This window comes from Streptomyces sp. NPDC048734 (assembly GCF_043198675.1).
Classification (GTDB): domain Bacteria; phylum Actinomycetota; class Actinomycetes; order Streptomycetales; family Streptomycetaceae; genus Streptomyces.
In genome coordinates this window covers 87,442-102,801 of record NZ_JBICUZ010000007.1, presented here as the reverse complement: position 1 = coordinate 102,801, position 15,360 = coordinate 87,442, and the positions used below count along the sequence as shown (strand labels likewise).

The window sequence follows — 15,360 nt, the reverse complement described above, 5'->3', positions numbered from 1 at the left end:
GCGCCCCGGAGTCCTTCCGGGGCGCTACGGCCGGGGACCGGGTGCAGGCCGTTCGGGGAACCCGCCGTGCGGTCGCCGGGCGGTCAGGACGCCTGGCGTTCCGGGCCGTGGAGGATCTCCACGCTGCCCGAGGCGCCGAAGGTCAGGCGGCAGGTGTCCGCCCGGTAGGTGGCCACGGAGAGTGCCGCGGTGCGGCCCTCGGCGAAGAAGCGGGTGGTGACGACGAGGACGGGTGCGCCGGGGAGCCGGTCGAGTTCCTTCGCGTCGTCCGCGCGGGCCGAACCCAGTTCCACCGCGCGGTCCTGGCCCTCCAGCGCCGGACGCCGCAGTTCGCGCAGCACCGCACGCGCGCGTGCGGCCCCGGACGGGGTGTCGATCGCGGTCAGGTCGGGCACCGACGAGCGCGGGACGTAGAGCAGTTCGGCGGCGACGGGCTGACCGTGGGAGACCCGCGAACGCCGCACGATGTGCACGGCCTCGTCGCGGTCGGTGCCCAGCGCGTCGGCGACCGCCGGCGGCGGCGGCGCGACCGTGCAGTCGACGGGCTGCCAGGCGCCCTCGGACGCGCCGGGCCAGGCCTGCCCCTCCGTGCCGACGTCGACGCCCACCCGGGGCGGCGCGACCGTCGTGCCGACGCCGCGGCGGCGCTGCAGACGCCCCTCCAGTTCGAGCTGCTCGAGTGCCTGCCGGAGCGTGGCGCGGGCGACGCCGAAGCGCGCGGCCAGGTCCCGCTCGTTGGGCAGGATCTCGCCCACGGCGAACTCCGAGTCCAGTGCCTCGCTGAGCACGGTCCTCAGATGCCAGTACTTCGGTTCCGGTACCGGTTCCAGTTGCGTGGTCCCCACCCTGTCCTCCGCAATCGCCGTGGTACGGCGGCGTTTTCGCGCCCTTGTTTATTAAAGGTTGTTGTACTTGTCTGCGACCATAGGGCGGCCCCCACCCTTGGTCAAGACCAATCCTCCAACCCTGGGGGAGCCCACAGGTGTCCGGCGCACAAGGGTTCACCGGGCGTTCGCGCGCGAATGTCGCCGTGACGTCACGGCGACACCCCCGTCGTGTCCGGCGAGGCGCACCCGCGGGGGCTACCCGCTGGTAGCAATTGCTGACAAGCTGTCTACGCGAACGGCGGCCCGTCCGGCTGTCCGATCGCCCGGCCGCCCGCCACCGGCCGTACCGCCGTCGGCCCGTGCCGCCGCCGAGCCCGTACCGCGTCCGCCTGTTCAGACGAGGAGCACCCCATGTCCGCCACCGTCTCCTTCCCGGTCCCCACCCCCGACGGGCCGCAGGCCGTCACCGTCTCCTACGCGCGCGTGGGACGCGGCGAGCCGCTGCTCCTGCTGCACGGCATCGGACACCACCGGCAGGCCTGGGACCCCGTGGTGGACATCCTGGCCACCGAGCGCGAGGTGATCGCGGTGGACCTGCCCGGCTTCGGGGCGTCCCCGTCCCTGCCCGAGGGCCTCGCCCACGACCTGTCCACGACGACCGCGGTGCTCTCCGCCTTCTGCGAGGCCCTGGAGCTGGGCCGCCCCCATGTCGCGGGCAACTCGCTGGGCGGTCTGCTGGCCCTGGAGCTGGGCCGGGAGAAGCGCGTGCGGTCCGTCACCGCCCTTTCCCCGGCGGGGTTCTGGTCGGAGGCGGAGCGGCGCTACGCCTTCGGCGTGCTGCTGACCATGCGGCAGATCGCGCGGCGGATGCCGCCGTCGCTGGTGGAGCGGCTGGCGCGATCGGCGGCCGGCCGGACCGCCCTGACCAGCACCGTCTACGCCCGTCCGGCGCGCCGTTCACCCGAGGCCGTGGTCGCCGAGACGCTGGCGCTGGCCGGGGCCACCGGGTTCGAGCAGACCCTGCGGGCCGGTGGGGCCGTCCGGTTCACCGACGACGTCCCCGGCATCCCGGTCACGGTGGCCTGGGGCACCCGCGATCTGGTGCTGGTGCGCCGCCAGGGCGTCCGCGCCAAGCAGATCATCCCCCGGGCCCGTCTGGTGCGGCTGCCCGGCTGCGGGCACTGCCCGATGAACGACGACCCGGCGCTCGTCGCGCGCGTGCTGCTCGACGGCAGCCGCTGAGTCCCCGCGGGGACGATCCGGCGCCTCCTCACCCGGGGCGGCCCCGGCTCCGGCGGGGGGCGGTGTCGACGGCCCGCGCGGGGACGGGGTGACGACAGAGCCCGGGTTCCGCGCCCGGTTGTTCACCCGTGGTTCGCGTGCGCGCTGCGGCGTTCCCGTAGGTGTGACGGTGCACACCGGCAGGTTCCCGTTCCAGGAGGCCACCCATGTCACACCGTCCACTCCCCGGACGCCGCAGCGTGCTGCGCGGCTCGCTCGCCGCGTCCGCCGCCCTGACCCTGCCCGTCGGCCTCGGCGCGGCGCCCGCCCTCGCCCTGTCGGGGCGGCCCCGCGCGGAGTGGGGGGTGCAGACCGGGGACGTGACCGCGAACTCCGCCCTGGTGTGGGTCCGTTCCGACCGGCCGGCGCGGATGGTCGTCGAGACGTCGGCGACGGAGTCGTTCCGCAACGCGAGCCGCCGGCACGGTCCGCTGCTCGGCGCCGGAACGGACTTCACCGGCACGACCCGGCTGCACGGGCTGCCGTCCGGTCAGGAGATCCACTACCGCGTGCTGCTGGCCGACCCGGACGACCCGCGTCGTACCGGCGAGCCGGTCACCGGCACCTTCCGGACCGTGTCCGCACGGCGGCGCGACGGCGTGCGGTTCGTCTGGTCGGGCGATCTGGCCGGGCAGGGCTGGGGCATCAACCCGGAGCTGGGCGGTTACCGGATCTACGACGCGATGGCCGCGCTCGACCCGGACTTCTTCCTGTGCAGCGGCGACAACATCTACGCCGACGGCCCGATCAGCGCGACGGTGGCCCTGCCCGACGGGCGCGTCTGGCGCAACGTCACCACGGAGGAGAAGTCGAAGGTCGCCGAGACCCTGGCGGAGTTCCGCGGCAACTTCCGCTACAACCTGCTGGACGAGAACCTGCGGGCCTTCAACGCGCGCGTGCCCTCCATCGTCCAGTGGGACGACCACGAGGTCACCAACAACTGGTACCCGGGCGAGATCCTCGCCGACGCGCGGTACACCGAGAAGAGCGTCGACGTGCTGGCCGCCCGCGCCCGGCAGGCGTTCTCCGAGTACTTCCCGCTCTCCACGCCGCGCCGCCCGGACGGCCGCGTCTACCGGGTGCAGCACCACGGCCCCCTGCTGGACGTGTTCGTCCTGGACATGCGCACCCACCGCAACGCCAACTCCCCCGGCGACCAGGGTACGGACGCCCAGGGCATCCTCGGTGAGGAGCAGTTGGCGTGGCTCAAGCGCGAGCTGTCCCGCTCCCGGGCGGTGTGGAAGGTGATCGCCTCCGACATGCCGCTCGGCCTGGTCGTCCCCGACGCCACGGACGGCAGGCCGAACATCGAGGCGGTCGCCCAGGGCGACCCGGGCGCGCCGCTCGGCCGTGAACTGCAGATCGCCGAACTGCTGCGGTTCGTCAAGCACCGGCGGATCACCGGCACGGTCTGGCTCACGGCCGACGTCCACTACACCTCGGCCCAGCACTACGACCCGTCGCGGGCGGCGTTCAAGGACTTCGCGCCGTTCTGGGAGTTCGTCTCCGGGCCGCTCAACGCGGGCGCCTTCCCGGCGAACGCGCTGGACGGCACCTTCGGCCCGGACCGGGTCTTCGTCAAGGCCCCCACCGCCGCCAACGTCTCCCCGGCCGGCGGTTACCAGTTCTTCGGCGAGGTCGACATCGACGGCGGAAGCGGAGAGCTGACCGTGCGGCTGCGCGAGCAGGACGGCACCGTGCTGTTCACCAAGGTGCTCCAGCCGGGCCGGGTGGGCCAGTAACTCCCTCAACTCCCTTATCCTGGAATGCACTCCGCGCACCGGCGTCATCTCCCGGTGCGCGGCGCCTCCGCGGGGGAGGCCGCGGACCAGGACGTCAAAGAATTAATAAAAAGGACAAATGTATCCTTTACCTACCGGTCACAAGCCGTTCGTGATCACGCAACACCGTTCCTTCACAGTGGCCACATGACTCGAGACATGTCCGATGTGACGCGGACGAAGAACGGCCGTCCGGTGCACCACTGGCGGCGCGACGTCGTGGAGCTCGCCGCCCTGTTCACGGCGGTCGCGGTGGCCGACGTGGTCGCGGGCCTCGTGGGCCACGGCCCGCAGGGCCCGCGGCTGCTGGTGATCTCGGCGGCCGCCCTGGTCGCCACGGCCGGATTCCACGTCTGGTGGTCACGACGCCACGGCCACGCACCGCCCCCCGGCGATACCGATGCCCGGCCGCCCTCCACCGAGGCGCAGGCCGGGCCGTCCGGACTCCCCGACGGCGTCACCGGGGAGAGCACCCTGTGGCGGATGCGGACGACGGTGAAGGACGCTCCGGGCTCGCTGGCCGCGCTGTGCACGGCACTGGCGGAGCACCGCGTCGACATCCTGAGCCTCCAGACGCACCCGCTGGGCCGGGACACCGTGGACGAGTTCCTGCTGCGGGCACCCGGTGCGCTCGCGGCGGCCGAGATCGGCCGGGCCGTGGCACGGGCGGGCGGCTCCGGTACCTGGATCGAGCGGGCCGACGCCCACGACCTGGTCGACGCCCCGACCCGGGTGCTGGGCCTGGCCACCCGGACCGCGCTGGACGCCGCCGAACTGCCTCTGGCACTGCGCCAGTTGCTGGGTCGCTGCACGATCCGCTCGTTGCCCGCCGCGGTGCGCGGCGGAGGGCGCGGGCCGGAGGGCGTGCCCGTGGAAGGCGTCCTGGAGGACACCGTGATGCGCCTGCGGGCGCCTGAGGGTGGAGTGATCACCGTGGAGCGGCCGTATCTGCCGTTCACCCCGACCGAGTTCGCGCGGGCACGGGCCCTGGTGGAGCTGGACGCCCGGCTGGGTCCGCGCGTCCCGCCGGGCCAGGACGTGCTGACGCTCCCCGAGGGCAACGCCATCACCGTGCGCCGGGCCGACCCCGGCGACCTGGCGGCGGCGAAGGCGATGCACGAGCGCTGCTCGCCGCGCACCCTCGGTATGCGCTACCACGGGCCGGTCGGCGACGCCGACCGCTATCTCAACCACCTGCTCAGCCCGCGTTTCGGCCGCACCCTCGCCGTGCAGACCCCGTCGGGGCGCGTCGTCGGCCTCGGTCACCTGCTCTGGGACGGCGACGAGACGGAGGTCGCGCTGCTCGTCGAGGACGAGTGGCAGCGGCGCGGCATCGGCGCCGAACTGCTCGGCCGGCTGGTCGCGATGGCCGTCGAGGCGGGCTGCGAGAGCGTGTACGCGGTGACGCAGGCCTCCAACACCGGCATGGTCGCCGCCATGCGCGGCCTCGGCCTCCCGCTCGACTACCAGATCGAGGAGGGCACGCTCGTCATCACCGCCCGCCTGGACACGGCCGTCGCCGGCACCCGGCAGGCGTACGAGCGGCCCACGGAGCGGATCGTCCGCGACTGAGCCGGACGTCCTCGGAGGCCTTCGGCCGACCGGCGGCCACTCGGCGACGGCCCGGACGCCGACGGCGGAGGACGGACGACGGCGGAGGACGGACGACGGCGGAGGACGGACGACGAACGGCCCGGCGACAGTGTCGCCGGGCCGTTCGGCTCCCCTCCCTCTTCCGCCGCCCCCCGAACCGGGAACCGGGCGTCAGCTCACCGTCACCACGGACCCGTTCAGCGCCGCGTCCAGATCCGTCCACAGGTCGTCGACGTCCTCCAGGCCCACCGACATCCGCAGCAGCCGGTCGCTCACCCCGGCTCCCCTGCGCTCCTGCTCGCCCACGATCCGGTGGCTGATGGACGCCGGGTGCTGGATGAGGGTGTCGACGCTGCCGAGACTCACGGCCGGGGTGATCAGGCGCACGCCGGCGATCACCTCGTGCGGGTCGCCGTGCACCTCGAAGGCGACCATCGCGCCGCCGATCCGCGGGTAGTGCACACGCGCCACGCGCGGGTCGGCGGCCAGGCGACGGGCCAGTTCGGCGGCCGTCGCGGAGGCGGCCCGCACCCGGACCGGAAGCGTCGACAGGCCCCTCAGCAGCAGGTAGCCGGCCAGCGGGTGCAGCACCCCGCCGGTGGCGAAACGTATCCGCCGCAGCAGTCCGGCGAACTCCTCGTCGCAGGCCACCACGCCCGCCAGGACGTCCCCGTGGCCACCGAGGTACTTCGTCGCGCTGTGCAGCACCAGCCGCGCGCCCTGCTCGACGGGACGTTGCAGCACCGGCGTGGCGAAGGTGTTGTCGACGAGCAGCGGCACCGAGCCGCAGGAGTGCGCGACCGCCCTCAGGTCCACCTCGGCGAGGGTCGGGTTGGCGGGCGACTCGACCATGACCAGGCCCGTGTCCGGGCGCAGCGCGTCCGCGATCCCGGCCGGGTCGGTCCAGGTCACCTCCGTACCGAGGAGCCCGGCGGTCAGCAGGTGGTCGCTGCACCCGTAGAGCGGGCGGACCGCGACCGCGTGCCGCAGTCCCAGGGAGGCGCGGGCCAGCAGCACCGCGCTCAGCGCGGCCATGCCGCTGGCGAACGCGACAGCGCTGTCGGTGCCCTCCAGCCGGGCCAGCGCGGTCTCGAAGCGGGCGACGGTCGGATTGCCGAGCCGGCCGTAGACCGGCGGGCCCTCCGGTTCGGCGCCGGTCGCCGCGAACGCGTCGATGCGGGCGGCCTCGGCACGGCTGTCGTAGGAGGGATAGGTGGTGGACAGGTCGATGGGCGGGGCGTGCAGGCCCTGCCGGGCCAGGTCGTCCCGCCCGGCGTGCACGGCCTCGGTGGCCAGTGCGCGGGGCGCTTCGGACGTGCGTACGTCGTCGTACGCGTGCGTGCCCGCGGGGTCCGGGTACGCGCGTGTGCTCGCTGCGGCTGAGTCCATGGACGGCAGGGTGAACAACGGACGGTCCTTCCGGGCCGGACGCCGTGCTACGTTCGGCCGATGGCCGAATCCGTCGTACTCGACCCGGTGGACCTCCAGCTGCTGCGGCTGCTCCAGAACGACGCCCGGACGACCTACCGCGACCTCGCCGCGCAGGTCGGCCTCGCGCCGTCGACCTGTCTGGACCGGGTGACGCGGCTGCGCCGCTCCGGCGTGATCCTCGGCAACCGGCTGCGACTCGATCCGGCCAAGCTGGGGCGCGGACTGCAGGCGCTGCTGTCCGTGCAGGTGAGGCCGCACCGGCGGGAACTGGTGGGGCCGTTCGTGGAACGCATCCGGGGGCTGCCGGAGGCGCTGACCGTCTTCCACCTCACCGGGCCCGACGACTACCTCGTGCACGTGGCCGTCGCGGACATGGCCGACCTCCAGCGGCTGGTCCTCGACGAGTTCACGGCACGCCGGGAGGTGGCCCGGGTCGAGACACGGCTGATCTTCCAGCAGTGGGACTGCGGGCCGCTGCTGCCACCGACGGCTTCGGGACAAACGCCGTGACGTGCCGCACCGCCGCGTACGAGGATGGTGTCCATGTCACAGACCAACAGCCCGCTGCCCCGTGCGGTCGCCGACGCCTACGTCGACGACCTCATCGCCCTCGACCCGGTGACCGGAACCTTCCTCGGCGTGCAGGAGAGTTCGAGCCGTCTGCCCGACTTCTCGCCGGCGGGGCAGGAGGCGCGCGCGCGACTCGCGCGCGACACGCTGGCCAAGCTCGACGAAGCCGAACGCGCGCCCGGCGCGGACAGTGACATCGAGCGCCGGTGCGCACGCCTGTTGCGCGAGCGGCTGACCGCCCTGCTCGCCGTCCACGAGGCCGACGAGGGCCTGCGCGAGGTCAGCAACCTGAGTTCGCCGGTCCATCAGGTGCGCGAGGTGTTCACCGTGACGCCCACGAAGACCGACGCGGACTGGGCGGCGGTCGCCGAGCGGCTGCGCGCGGTGCCGGCCGCGCTGGCGGGCTACCGGGAGTCCCTGGCGCTCGGCCTGGAGCGCAAGCTGTACGGGGCTCCCCGGCCCGCGGTCACCTTCACGGGACAGCTCTCGGAGTGGACGGACACCGACGGCTCGGGCCGCGGCTGGTTCGAGGACTTCGTCTCCGCCGGCCCCGAGGCGCTGCGCGCCGAACTGGAGCAGGCGGCCCGCACCGCGAACACCGCCCTGGCCGAACTGCGGGACTGGATGCGGGACGTGTACGTGCCCACCGTGCAGGGTGCCCCGGACACCGTCGGCCGGGAGCGGTACGCCCGCTGGGCGCGCTACTACAACGGCACCGACCTCGACCTCGACGAGGCGTACGCCTACGGCTGGGCCGAGTACCACCGGCTCCTCGCCGAGATGCGGCAGGAGGCGGAGAAGATCCTGCCGGGCGCCGCGACGCCGTGGGTGGCGCTCGCGCACCTCGACGAGCACGGCAGGCACGTCGAGGGCGTCGACGAGGTCCGCGACTGGCTCCAGGGACTCATGGACCAGGCCGTCGACGCGCTGGACGGCACCCACTTCGAACTCGCCGGACCGGTGCGGAAGGTGGAGTCGTGCGTCGCGCCGCCCGGCGGTGCCGCGGCCCCCTACTACACGCCGCCGTCCGAGGACTTCTCCCGCCCCGGCCGCACCTGGCTGCCGACCATGGGCCTGACCCGCTTCCCGGTCTACGACCTCGTCTCCACCTGGTACCACGAGGGGGTCCCCGGCCATCACCTCCAGCTCGCCCAGTGGACCTACGTGGCCAAGGACCTCTCCCGCTACCAGGCCACCGTGGGCATGGTCAGCGCCAACGCCGAGGGCTGGGCGCTGTACGCGGAGCGGCTGATGGACGAGCTGGGCTTCCTCACGGACGCCGAGCAGCGCCTCGGCTACCTGGACGCGCAGATGCTGCGTGCCGTGCGCGTCATCATCGACATCGGCATGCACGCGGAGCTGGAGATCCCGGCCGGCTCCCCGTTCCGGCCCGGCGAGCGCTGGACGCCGGAGCTGGCCGAGGAGTTCTTCAACGCGCACAGCAGCCGCCCCGGGGACTACGTGGCGAGCGAGCTGACCCGCTACCTGAGCATCCCCGGCCAGGCGATCGGCTACAAGCTCGGCGAACGCGCCTGGCTGCTGGGCCGGGAGCGGGCCCGCGCCCGTCACGGCGCCGCCTTCGACCTCAAGTCGTGGCACATGGCGGCCCTTTCACAGGGCTCCCTGGGCCTGGACGACCTGGTGGAGGAGCTGGCCCGGCTCTGACGCCGGCAGGTCCCGCCCCGCCGCCGCCCCGGCCGGCCGCCCTTCAGCAGCCGCAGTGCGCCGTCTGCACCGGGGAGGTGAGCGGGTCGGCGCCGCGCCGCCCGGGGCCCTGCCGGGTCTCGAACGCGAAACCCTCGCGCGCCCAGTACTCGAAGCCGCCCAGCATCTCCTTGACCCGGTAGCCGAGTTCGGCGAGCGCGAGGGCGGCCCGGGTGGCGCCGTTGCACCCGGGACCCCAGCAGTACGTCACCACCGGCACGTCCTTGTCGAGGAGTTGCTCGGCCCGTTCGGCGATGAGCGCGGTCGGCAGGTGGACGGCGCCGGGGAGGTGACCCTGGTCCCAGGACTCGGTGGAACGGGAGTCCAGGACGACGAAGCCGGGATCGCCGCCGGCCTCGAGCGCGGCGGCCACGTCGGAGACGTCGGCGTGGAAGACCAGGGAGGCCCGGAAGTGGGCGGCGGCGTCGGCCGGGGCCGCGGGGGCGAACCGCAGGACGCGGTCGGCGGCGGCCGGCGGGGAAGCGGTCCCCGCGGCGGTGGTGGCGGTCGTGGCAGCGGTGGTGGCGGTCATCTGCGGGCCTCTCGGTGCGGTGGCGATGACCAGAAACCTACGGCCGGGGATCGCCCCGCTGAAGGGCCGTTCCCCGGCGTGGAGCTTGCCGGACCGGGGATTCCCCTGGTATCTCTCGGGAATGACCGTGTATTCCCCGGACGCCACCGACTGGCGCATTCTCGAGGTCCTCCAGCGGGAGGGCCGGGCCAGTTTCGCCGACCTGGCGCGGGCCGTGTCGATGTCCGCGAGCGCGGTCACCGAGCGGGTGCGGCGGCTGGAGGAGGCGGGCGTCATCCAGGGGTACGCGGCGGTCCTGGACCCCGAGCGGCTGGGGCTGTCGATCCTGGCGTTCGTGCGGCTGCGCTACCCCCACGGCAACTACAAGCCCTTCCACGACCTCGTGGCCGTCACGCCCGAGATCCTGGAGGCGCACCACGTCACGGGCGACGACTGCTTCGTCATCAAGGTCGCCACCCGTTCCATGCGGCACCTGGAGGAGCTGACGGGCAGGATCGGCGGCCTGGGGCCGGTCACGACCAGTGTCGTCTATTCCTCGCCGCTGCCCCGGCGTCCGCTCGGTCACTGACCGCGCTGCCGCACCACCGATCCGGACCGTCCCTTGACGATCTCCAGCTGGGCGTGGACGCGCCGCCGCAGATCGGCGACGTGGCTGACGATGCCCACGCTGCGGTCGCGTTCGCGCAGGGAGTCGAGGACGTCGAGGACCTCGTCCAGCGTCTGGTCGTCGAGGCTGCCGAACCCCTCGTCGATGAAGAGGGTGTCCAGCCGGACGCCCCCCGCCTCGTCGGTGACGACGTCCGCGAGGCCGAGGGCGAGGGCGAGGGAGGCGAAGAAGGTCTCGCCGCCGGACAGCGTGGCCGTGTCCCGTTCGCGTCCGGTCCAGGCGTCGACGACGTGCAGTCCGAGCCCGCTGCGGCCGCGCCCGGCCCGGTCGTCGGAGTGCACGAGGGTGTACCGCCCGGACGACATGCGCTGGAGGCGGACGGTCGCGGCGGCGGCCACCTGTTCCAGACGGGCGGCCAGGACGTACGCCTCCAGGCGCATCTTGCGCTCGTTGTCCGCGGAGGTGCCCGCGGTGAGGCCGGCCAGGCGGGCCACCCGCTCGTACTCCTCGCGCAGCGGCGCGAGCCGCCGTACGGCGTCGGCCGCGCGCGCGGAGAGACCGTCGAGTTCGGCGCAGCGGCGGGCGGCCGCGTCCTGGGCGGAGGCGGCCCGGCGCAGCCGCTCGGCGGCTCGGCCGGCCTCCTGTTCGGCGGCGGTGAGATCGACGGCGGGCCGCTGCGCGGCGGCCGCGGTGTCGGGCTCGGCGAGGACGGCCCGTACGGCGGCCTCCTCGGACTGCCAGGCGTCCAGGCGTCGTTGCAGCTCGCGGCGGGCGGTCTCGTCGAGGAGGGCGTCGGCGGCGGCCTGCGGGGTGTCGAAGCCGGCCCGGAAGGCGGCCTCGTCGAGGCGGCCGTCGGCGGCCTTGAGGCGGCCGGCGCTCTCCTCGGCGGCGCGGGCGGCGTCGGCCGCGTCGGTGAGCCGCCCGGCCTGCCGCTCCAGCTGCTCGGCCCGCGCGGACACACTCGGTGAGCTGCCCCGCGCCTCGGCCAACTCCTGCTCCAGGGCCAGGCGTTCGTGCTCCAGCCGCTCGCGGTGGCCCACCCTGGAGGCGGCCCTGACGGCGGCCTCACGTTGGGCGGTGGTGCGGCGCTCGTGCTCCTGCTCGGCCCGGCGCAGTTCCTCGCGCGCGGAGTGCAGCGCGGAGGCGTCCCGGCGGGCCTGGCTGTGGTCCCGCTCCAACGCATCGCTTTCCGCGACGAGTTGTCCGGTGGGGGTGTCTCCGGCCTCGGCGCGGGCGGCGGCGAGGCCCTCCCGGACGAGTCCGAGGTCGCGCTCGGCGTCCGCACGGCCCTGTTCGGCGCGCTGGTAGGCGGCGAGGGCCTCCTCCTCCGCCTCTCGGCCGACGTGTCCGGCGACCTTGCGGGCGGGGGCGGGGTGGTCGGTGCCGCCGCAGACCGCGCAGGGTTCGCCGTCGCGCAGGGTGGCGGCCAGTTCGGCGGCGATGCCGCTGAGCCGCTGTTCCTTCAGGTCGAGCCAGTGGGTGCGGGCCGCCAGTGCCCGCTCGCCGGCGGCGAGTGCCTCCCGCCGGGCGTCGTCGGTGTCGCGGGTGAGCTGGTCGCGCAGCCGGGCGGCGGCCAGCCGGCGGCGGGCGGGCTCGCGTTGCACGGCGAGCTGTTCGGCACGGGTCGCGGCCTCCTGAGCGGACTCGACCCGCTCCTGGAGTGCCGCCCGGGTGGCGTCCCAGTCGGCGAGCCAGCCCTCGGTCTCGGCGAGCACGTCCTCGTCGGCGCGCTCCTGGCGGTCCAGGTCGGCGCGCTCCGCGAGGAGTGCGGCCAGCCGCCGCTCGCCGCGGCGGGCCGACTCCAGCCCGCCCAGCTCCTGCGCGGCGCGGCGGGCGGCGGTGGCGAGCCCGGCCGCGCCGGCGCCGGCGAACCGCTCCGGCAGCAGCGCACGCGCGCGTGCCTCGGCGGCGGCGGCCCCGCGGTGCTCGACGTCGGCGGCCTCCCGCAGCTCCAGGGCGGGCGCCACCGCCTCGGCCTTGTGCGCCCGTTCCCTCCGCGCCCGCGCCTCACGGTGGTCCCCGGCCCGCTCCTCCAGCAGCCGGGCCCGCTCCCGCGCTTCGGCGAACCGCCGCTGCAACCGGTCGAGTTCGCGTACGTCGGCCAGCGCGCGCTCGGCGGCGGCCTGTGCCGACTCGGCGGTCAGGCGGCCGCACTCGGCGATCGTCAGCTGCTCCCGGGCGGTGCCGCGGGCCACGGCGGCGGCGGTCAGCACGGCCTCGGCCAGGCCCGGCTCGCCCGGCGCCAGCTCGGGCAGGTCCATGGCGTCGCCGGCGGCCTGCTGCATGCGGTGCGCGTCGGCCAGGAGCGCCGCGTCGCCCTCCCGCACGCGTGCCTCCGCCGTGCGGCGGCGCTCGGCGAGTCGCTTCTCGACCTCGGCGAAGCGCCGGGTGTCGAAGAGGCGTCCGAGCAGCCGGCCGCGGGCCTCGGCGTCGGCGCGCAGGAACCGCGCGAAGTCGCCCTGGGGCAGCAGCACGACCTGGCAGAACTGCTCGCGGCTCATGCCGAGCAGCTGGGTGATCTCCTCGCCGATCTCCTGGTGGGAGCGGCTGAGGTCCTTCCAGGTCCCGGCGACGGCGTCGTGCTCGCGCAGCCAGGTCTGGGCCTTGTCGACGATGGTGCCGGTGCCGCGCTTCTTCGGCCGCTCCCAGGGCGGCTGCCGGGTGACCTCCAACCGCCTTCCGGCGACGGTGAGTTCGAGGGTGACCTCGGTGCGGGTGCCGGGGGCGGCGTGGTCGCTGCGCAGCGTCAGGCCCTGACCGCTCTGCCGGGCTCCGGGGACGGAGCCGTACAGGGCGTAGCACACGGCGTCCAGGACGGAGGTCTTGCCCGCGCCCGTCGGTCCGTGCAGCAGGAAGAGCCCGGCGGCGGACAGCTCGTCGAAGTCGACGCTCTGCTTGCCGCCGAAGGGCCCGAAGGCGGTGAGGTCGAGGCGGTGCAGCCTCATCGAGCGTCCCCCCGGTGATCGTCGGAGCGGGCTCCCGGAGCCGGGAGCGGGGCGTGGACGGACGGGGCCGGGACCAGGACCGGGACCGGGGCCGGGACCGGGACCGGGACCGGGGCCAGGACCGGGACCGGGGCCGTCCCGTGGACGGTCCGGTGCCTCACCGGGCCACCTCCCGCGCGTCGCCGTCCACGCGCACCGCGTCGAAGGCGTCCCGCAGCACGCCCTGCTCGCGCGCGTCGGGACCCGCACCGCGCACGTGCGCCACGAAGTCCTCGGCGATCTCCTGATCGCTGCGGCCCGCGAGGCGCCGGGCGTAGGACACGTCGGGGTCGTCAGGGGCGCGCTCGGGGGCGAAGACGAGGCTGAGGGTGTGCGGGAAGCGTTCGGTGAGCCGGGCCATGGGGTCGGCCGGGCGCACGGCGTCGGTGAGGGTCGCCTCGACCCACGCCTCCTCGTACCGGTCGAGCCGGGGGTCGGCGAGGAGTTCCTCCAGTGCGCCGCGGAGACGGGCCAGCTCGCGGGGGACGGGGCAGTCGATCCGCTCGGCGGTGACCTCTCCGTCGGCGTCGAGGTCGACGAGCCACATGGTCTTGCGGTGGTCGGCCTCCGAGAAGGAGTACGGCAGCGGGGATCCCGAGTAGCGCACGCGCTCGGTGAGGGTCTGGCAGCCGTGCAGGTGCCCGAGCGCCGCGTAGTCGACGCCGTCGAAGACGCCGGCCGGCACGGAGGCGACCCCGCCGACGGTGATGTCGCGCTCGCTCTCGCTGGGGCGGCCGCCCGTGACGAAGGCGTGCGCGAGGACGACCGAGCGGGTTCCCGGCGGACGGCCCGCGAGGTCGGCCCGGACCCGGTCCATGGCGGCGGCGAGCACCGCCTCGTGCGCGGCCTTCTCCACACCGAACTCGTCCTTCACCAGGGCGGGTTCGAGATAGGGCAGTCCGTAGAGGGCGACGTCGCCGTGGGCGTCCCGCAGGATCACCGGCGTGCCGGCCGCGGCCGGGTCGGTGAGCAGGTGGACGCCCGCGCGCCGGATCAGTCCGGCGCCCACGCCGAGCCGCCGGGCGGAGTCGTGGTTCCCGGAGATCATCACCGTGGGCACGCCCAGGTCGGCGAGGCGGTGCAGGGCGTCGTCGAACAGCTCGACGGCGGCGAGCGGTGGTACCGCGCGGTCGTACACGTCCCCCGACACGACCACCGCGTCCACCTCGCGCTCACGCACGGTGGCGACGAGGTGGCCGATGAATCCGGCCTGGGCACCGAGCATGTTCACCCGGTGGAACGCCCGGCCGAGATGCCAGTCGGAAGTGTGCAGGAGCCTCATGCTTCCCGAGCGTATCGGGAGGGCCGGGCAGCAGGGGCGGCAAGTCCGGTCCAGGGTGACCGTTTTGACCGCAATGAAGGCTTTCGTTGTGGCGTCGTACCGTCCTGATCCGGCGTCGTCGCCGGCACCCGCCCCTCACGCGTCGCCGTACGCCTCCCCGCCGGTCTCGAACCGCGCCGTCCCCGCCGTGGCGGCGGCGAGCCAGGCGCGGAAGGCGTCGACGTCGGCCTCGGGGAGGCCGATCTCGATGGTGACCGCCTCGCCGTAGCGCACGTCGCGGACCTCGCGGCCGGTGGAGCGCAGGTCGTTCTGCACCTTGCCGGCCCGCTGGTGGTCGACGGTCACCGTGGCCAGCCGGAAGCGGCGGCGGGTGAGGGTGCCGAGGGTGTCCAGTGCCTCGCCGACGGCGCCGCCGTACGCGCGGATGAGGCCGCCGGCGCCGAGCTTGACCCCGCCGTAGTAGCGGGTGACGACGGCGACGACGTAGCGCATGTCACGGCGCAGCAGCATCTGGAGCATCGGGACGCCCGCGGTGCCGCCGGGTTCGCCGTCGTCGCTGGCCTTCTGGACGGAGGCGTCGGCGCCGATGACGTAGGCCCAGCAGTTGTGGGTGGCGTCGGCGTGCTCCTTGCGGACGGCCGCGACGAACGCCTGGGCCTCCTCCTCGGTGGCGGCCGGGGCGAGCGCGCACAGGAAGCGGGAGCGGTTGACCTCGGTCTCGTGGACGCCCGGGTGGGCGACGGTGCGGTACTCGTCCTGCATCGGGCC

Annotated in this window: 12 protein-coding genes; 6 read left to right on the top strand and 6 right to left on the bottom strand. The window is 74.5% G+C overall.

The window, feature by feature from the left end; genetic code table 11:
• Positions 1–83: 83 nt before the first annotated feature.
• Positions 84–845, bottom strand: coding sequence for a GntR family transcriptional regulator (locus ACGFQC_RS19920; protein WP_363089840.1), 762 nt, complete (start codon positions 843–845; stop codon positions 84–86).
• A 393-nt stretch (positions 846–1,238) separates the two neighbouring features.
• Between ACGFQC_RS19920 and ACGFQC_RS19915 the strand changes: the two genes are divergently transcribed.
• From ACGFQC_RS19915 to ACGFQC_RS19905, 3 genes are all read left to right on the top strand, one after another.
• Entirely contained in the window at positions 1,239–2,069 is an 831-nt protein-coding gene (locus tag ACGFQC_RS19915) for an alpha/beta fold hydrolase (RefSeq protein ID WP_363089841.1), read from the top strand.
• A 206-nt stretch (positions 2,070–2,275) separates the two neighbouring features.
• Positions 2,276–3,850, top strand: a complete 1,575-nt coding sequence (locus tag ACGFQC_RS19910; RefSeq protein ID WP_363089842.1) for an alkaline phosphatase D family protein — start codon at positions 2,276–2,278, stop codon at positions 3,848–3,850.
• 186 nt (positions 3,851–4,036) lie between these two features.
• Complete coding sequence (locus ACGFQC_RS19905) at positions 4,037–5,461, top strand: GNAT family N-acetyltransferase (protein WP_363089843.1); 1,425 nt, start codon at positions 4,037–4,039, stop codon at positions 5,459–5,461.
• Positions 5,462–5,653: 192 nt separating this feature from the next.
• Here the strand turns inward: ACGFQC_RS19905 and ACGFQC_RS19900 are convergent, their stop codons facing one another.
• On the bottom strand, positions 5,654–6,871 hold the full coding sequence (locus ACGFQC_RS19900; protein WP_363089844.1) for a PLP-dependent transferase: 1,218 nt from the start codon (positions 6,869–6,871) through the stop codon (positions 5,654–5,656).
• A gap of 60 nt (positions 6,872–6,931) precedes the next feature.
• Here ACGFQC_RS19900 and ACGFQC_RS19895 point away from each other — a divergent pair, with 60 nt between their 5' ends.
• Together ACGFQC_RS19895 and ACGFQC_RS19890 are read left to right on the top strand one after the other, a co-directional pair.
• Positions 6,932–7,423 (top strand): Lrp/AsnC family transcriptional regulator, encoded by a 492-nt coding sequence (locus tag ACGFQC_RS19895; RefSeq protein WP_363089845.1) that lies wholly within the window; start codon positions 6,932–6,934, stop codon positions 7,421–7,423.
• Positions 7,424–7,456: 33 nt separating this feature from the next.
• Entirely contained in the window at positions 7,457–9,148 is a 1,692-nt protein-coding gene (locus ACGFQC_RS19890) for a DUF885 domain-containing protein (protein ID WP_363089846.1), read from the top strand.
• Positions 9,149–9,191: 43 nt separating this feature from the next.
• Here ACGFQC_RS19890 and ACGFQC_RS19885 read toward each other — a convergent pair whose 3' ends face one another.
• Entirely contained in the window at positions 9,192–9,719 is a 528-nt protein-coding gene (locus ACGFQC_RS19885; protein ID WP_363089847.1) for a rhodanese-like domain-containing protein, read from the bottom strand.
• Positions 9,720–9,840: 121 nt separating this feature from the next.
• On the opposite strand from ACGFQC_RS19885, the gene ACGFQC_RS19880 reads away from it, so the two are divergent.
• The gene (locus tag ACGFQC_RS19880; protein WP_363089848.1) at positions 9,841–10,287 is read left to right on the top strand and encodes an Lrp/AsnC family transcriptional regulator; all 447 of its coding nucleotides are present in this window, start codon (positions 9,841–9,843) and stop codon (positions 10,285–10,287) included.
• Here the strand turns inward: ACGFQC_RS19880 and ACGFQC_RS19875 are convergent.
• The 3 genes from ACGFQC_RS19875 to ACGFQC_RS19865 form a co-directional block, all read right to left on the bottom strand.
• Positions 10,281–13,271: an SMC family ATPase gene (locus ACGFQC_RS19875; RefSeq protein WP_363089849.1), complete on the bottom strand. Its 2,991-nt coding sequence runs from the start codon at positions 13,269–13,271 to the stop codon at positions 10,281–10,283. The two genes, ACGFQC_RS19880 and ACGFQC_RS19875, sit on opposite strands and share 7 nt — an antisense overlap.
• A 157-nt stretch (positions 13,272–13,428) precedes the next feature.
• Complete coding sequence (locus ACGFQC_RS19870) at positions 13,429–14,592, bottom strand: exonuclease SbcCD subunit D (protein ID WP_363089850.1); 1,164 nt, start codon at positions 14,590–14,592, stop codon at positions 13,429–13,431.
• A 135-nt stretch (positions 14,593–14,727) separates the two neighbouring features.
• Complete coding sequence (locus tag ACGFQC_RS19865; RefSeq protein WP_363089851.1) at positions 14,728–15,354, bottom strand: YigZ family protein; 627 nt, start codon at positions 15,352–15,354, stop codon at positions 14,728–14,730.
• Between the last annotated feature and the right edge of the window lie 6 nt (positions 15,355–15,360).

Excerpts from the sequence above, each read along its gene's own strand:
- ACGFQC_RS19915 (WP_363089841.1), top strand. The coding sequence starts at position 1,239 with ATGTCCGCCACCGTCTCCTTCCCGGTCCCCACCCCCGACGGGCCGCAG.
- ACGFQC_RS19910 (WP_363089842.1), top strand. The coding sequence starts at position 2,276 with ATGTCACACCGTCCACTCCCCGGACGCCGCAGCGTGCTGCGCGGCTCG.
- ACGFQC_RS19905 (WP_363089843.1), top strand. The coding sequence starts at position 4,037 with ATGACTCGAGACATGTCCGATGTGACGCGGACGAAGAACGGCCGTCCG.
- ACGFQC_RS19900 (WP_363089844.1), bottom strand. The coding sequence starts at position 6,871 with ATGGACTCAGCCGCAGCGAGCACACGCGCGTACCCGGACCCCGCGGGC.
- ACGFQC_RS19895 (WP_363089845.1), top strand. The coding sequence starts at position 6,932 with ATGGCCGAATCCGTCGTACTCGACCCGGTGGACCTCCAGCTGCTGCGG.
- ACGFQC_RS19890 (WP_363089846.1), top strand. The coding sequence starts at position 7,457 with ATGTCACAGACCAACAGCCCGCTGCCCCGTGCGGTCGCCGACGCCTAC.
- ACGFQC_RS19885 (WP_363089847.1), bottom strand. The coding sequence starts at position 9,719 with ATGACCGCCACCACCGCTGCCACGACCGCCACCACCGCCGCGGGGACC.
- ACGFQC_RS19880 (WP_363089848.1), top strand. The coding sequence starts at position 9,841 with ATGACCGTGTATTCCCCGGACGCCACCGACTGGCGCATTCTCGAGGTC.
- ACGFQC_RS19875 (WP_363089849.1), bottom strand. The coding sequence starts at position 13,271 with ATGAGGCTGCACCGCCTCGACCTCACCGCCTTCGGGCCCTTCGGCGGC.
- ACGFQC_RS19870 (WP_363089850.1), bottom strand. The coding sequence starts at position 14,592 with ATGAGGCTCCTGCACACTTCCGACTGGCATCTCGGCCGGGCGTTCCAC.
- ACGFQC_RS19865 (WP_363089851.1), bottom strand. The coding sequence starts at position 15,354 with ATGCAGGACGAGTACCGCACCGTCGCCCACCCGGGCGTCCACGAGACC.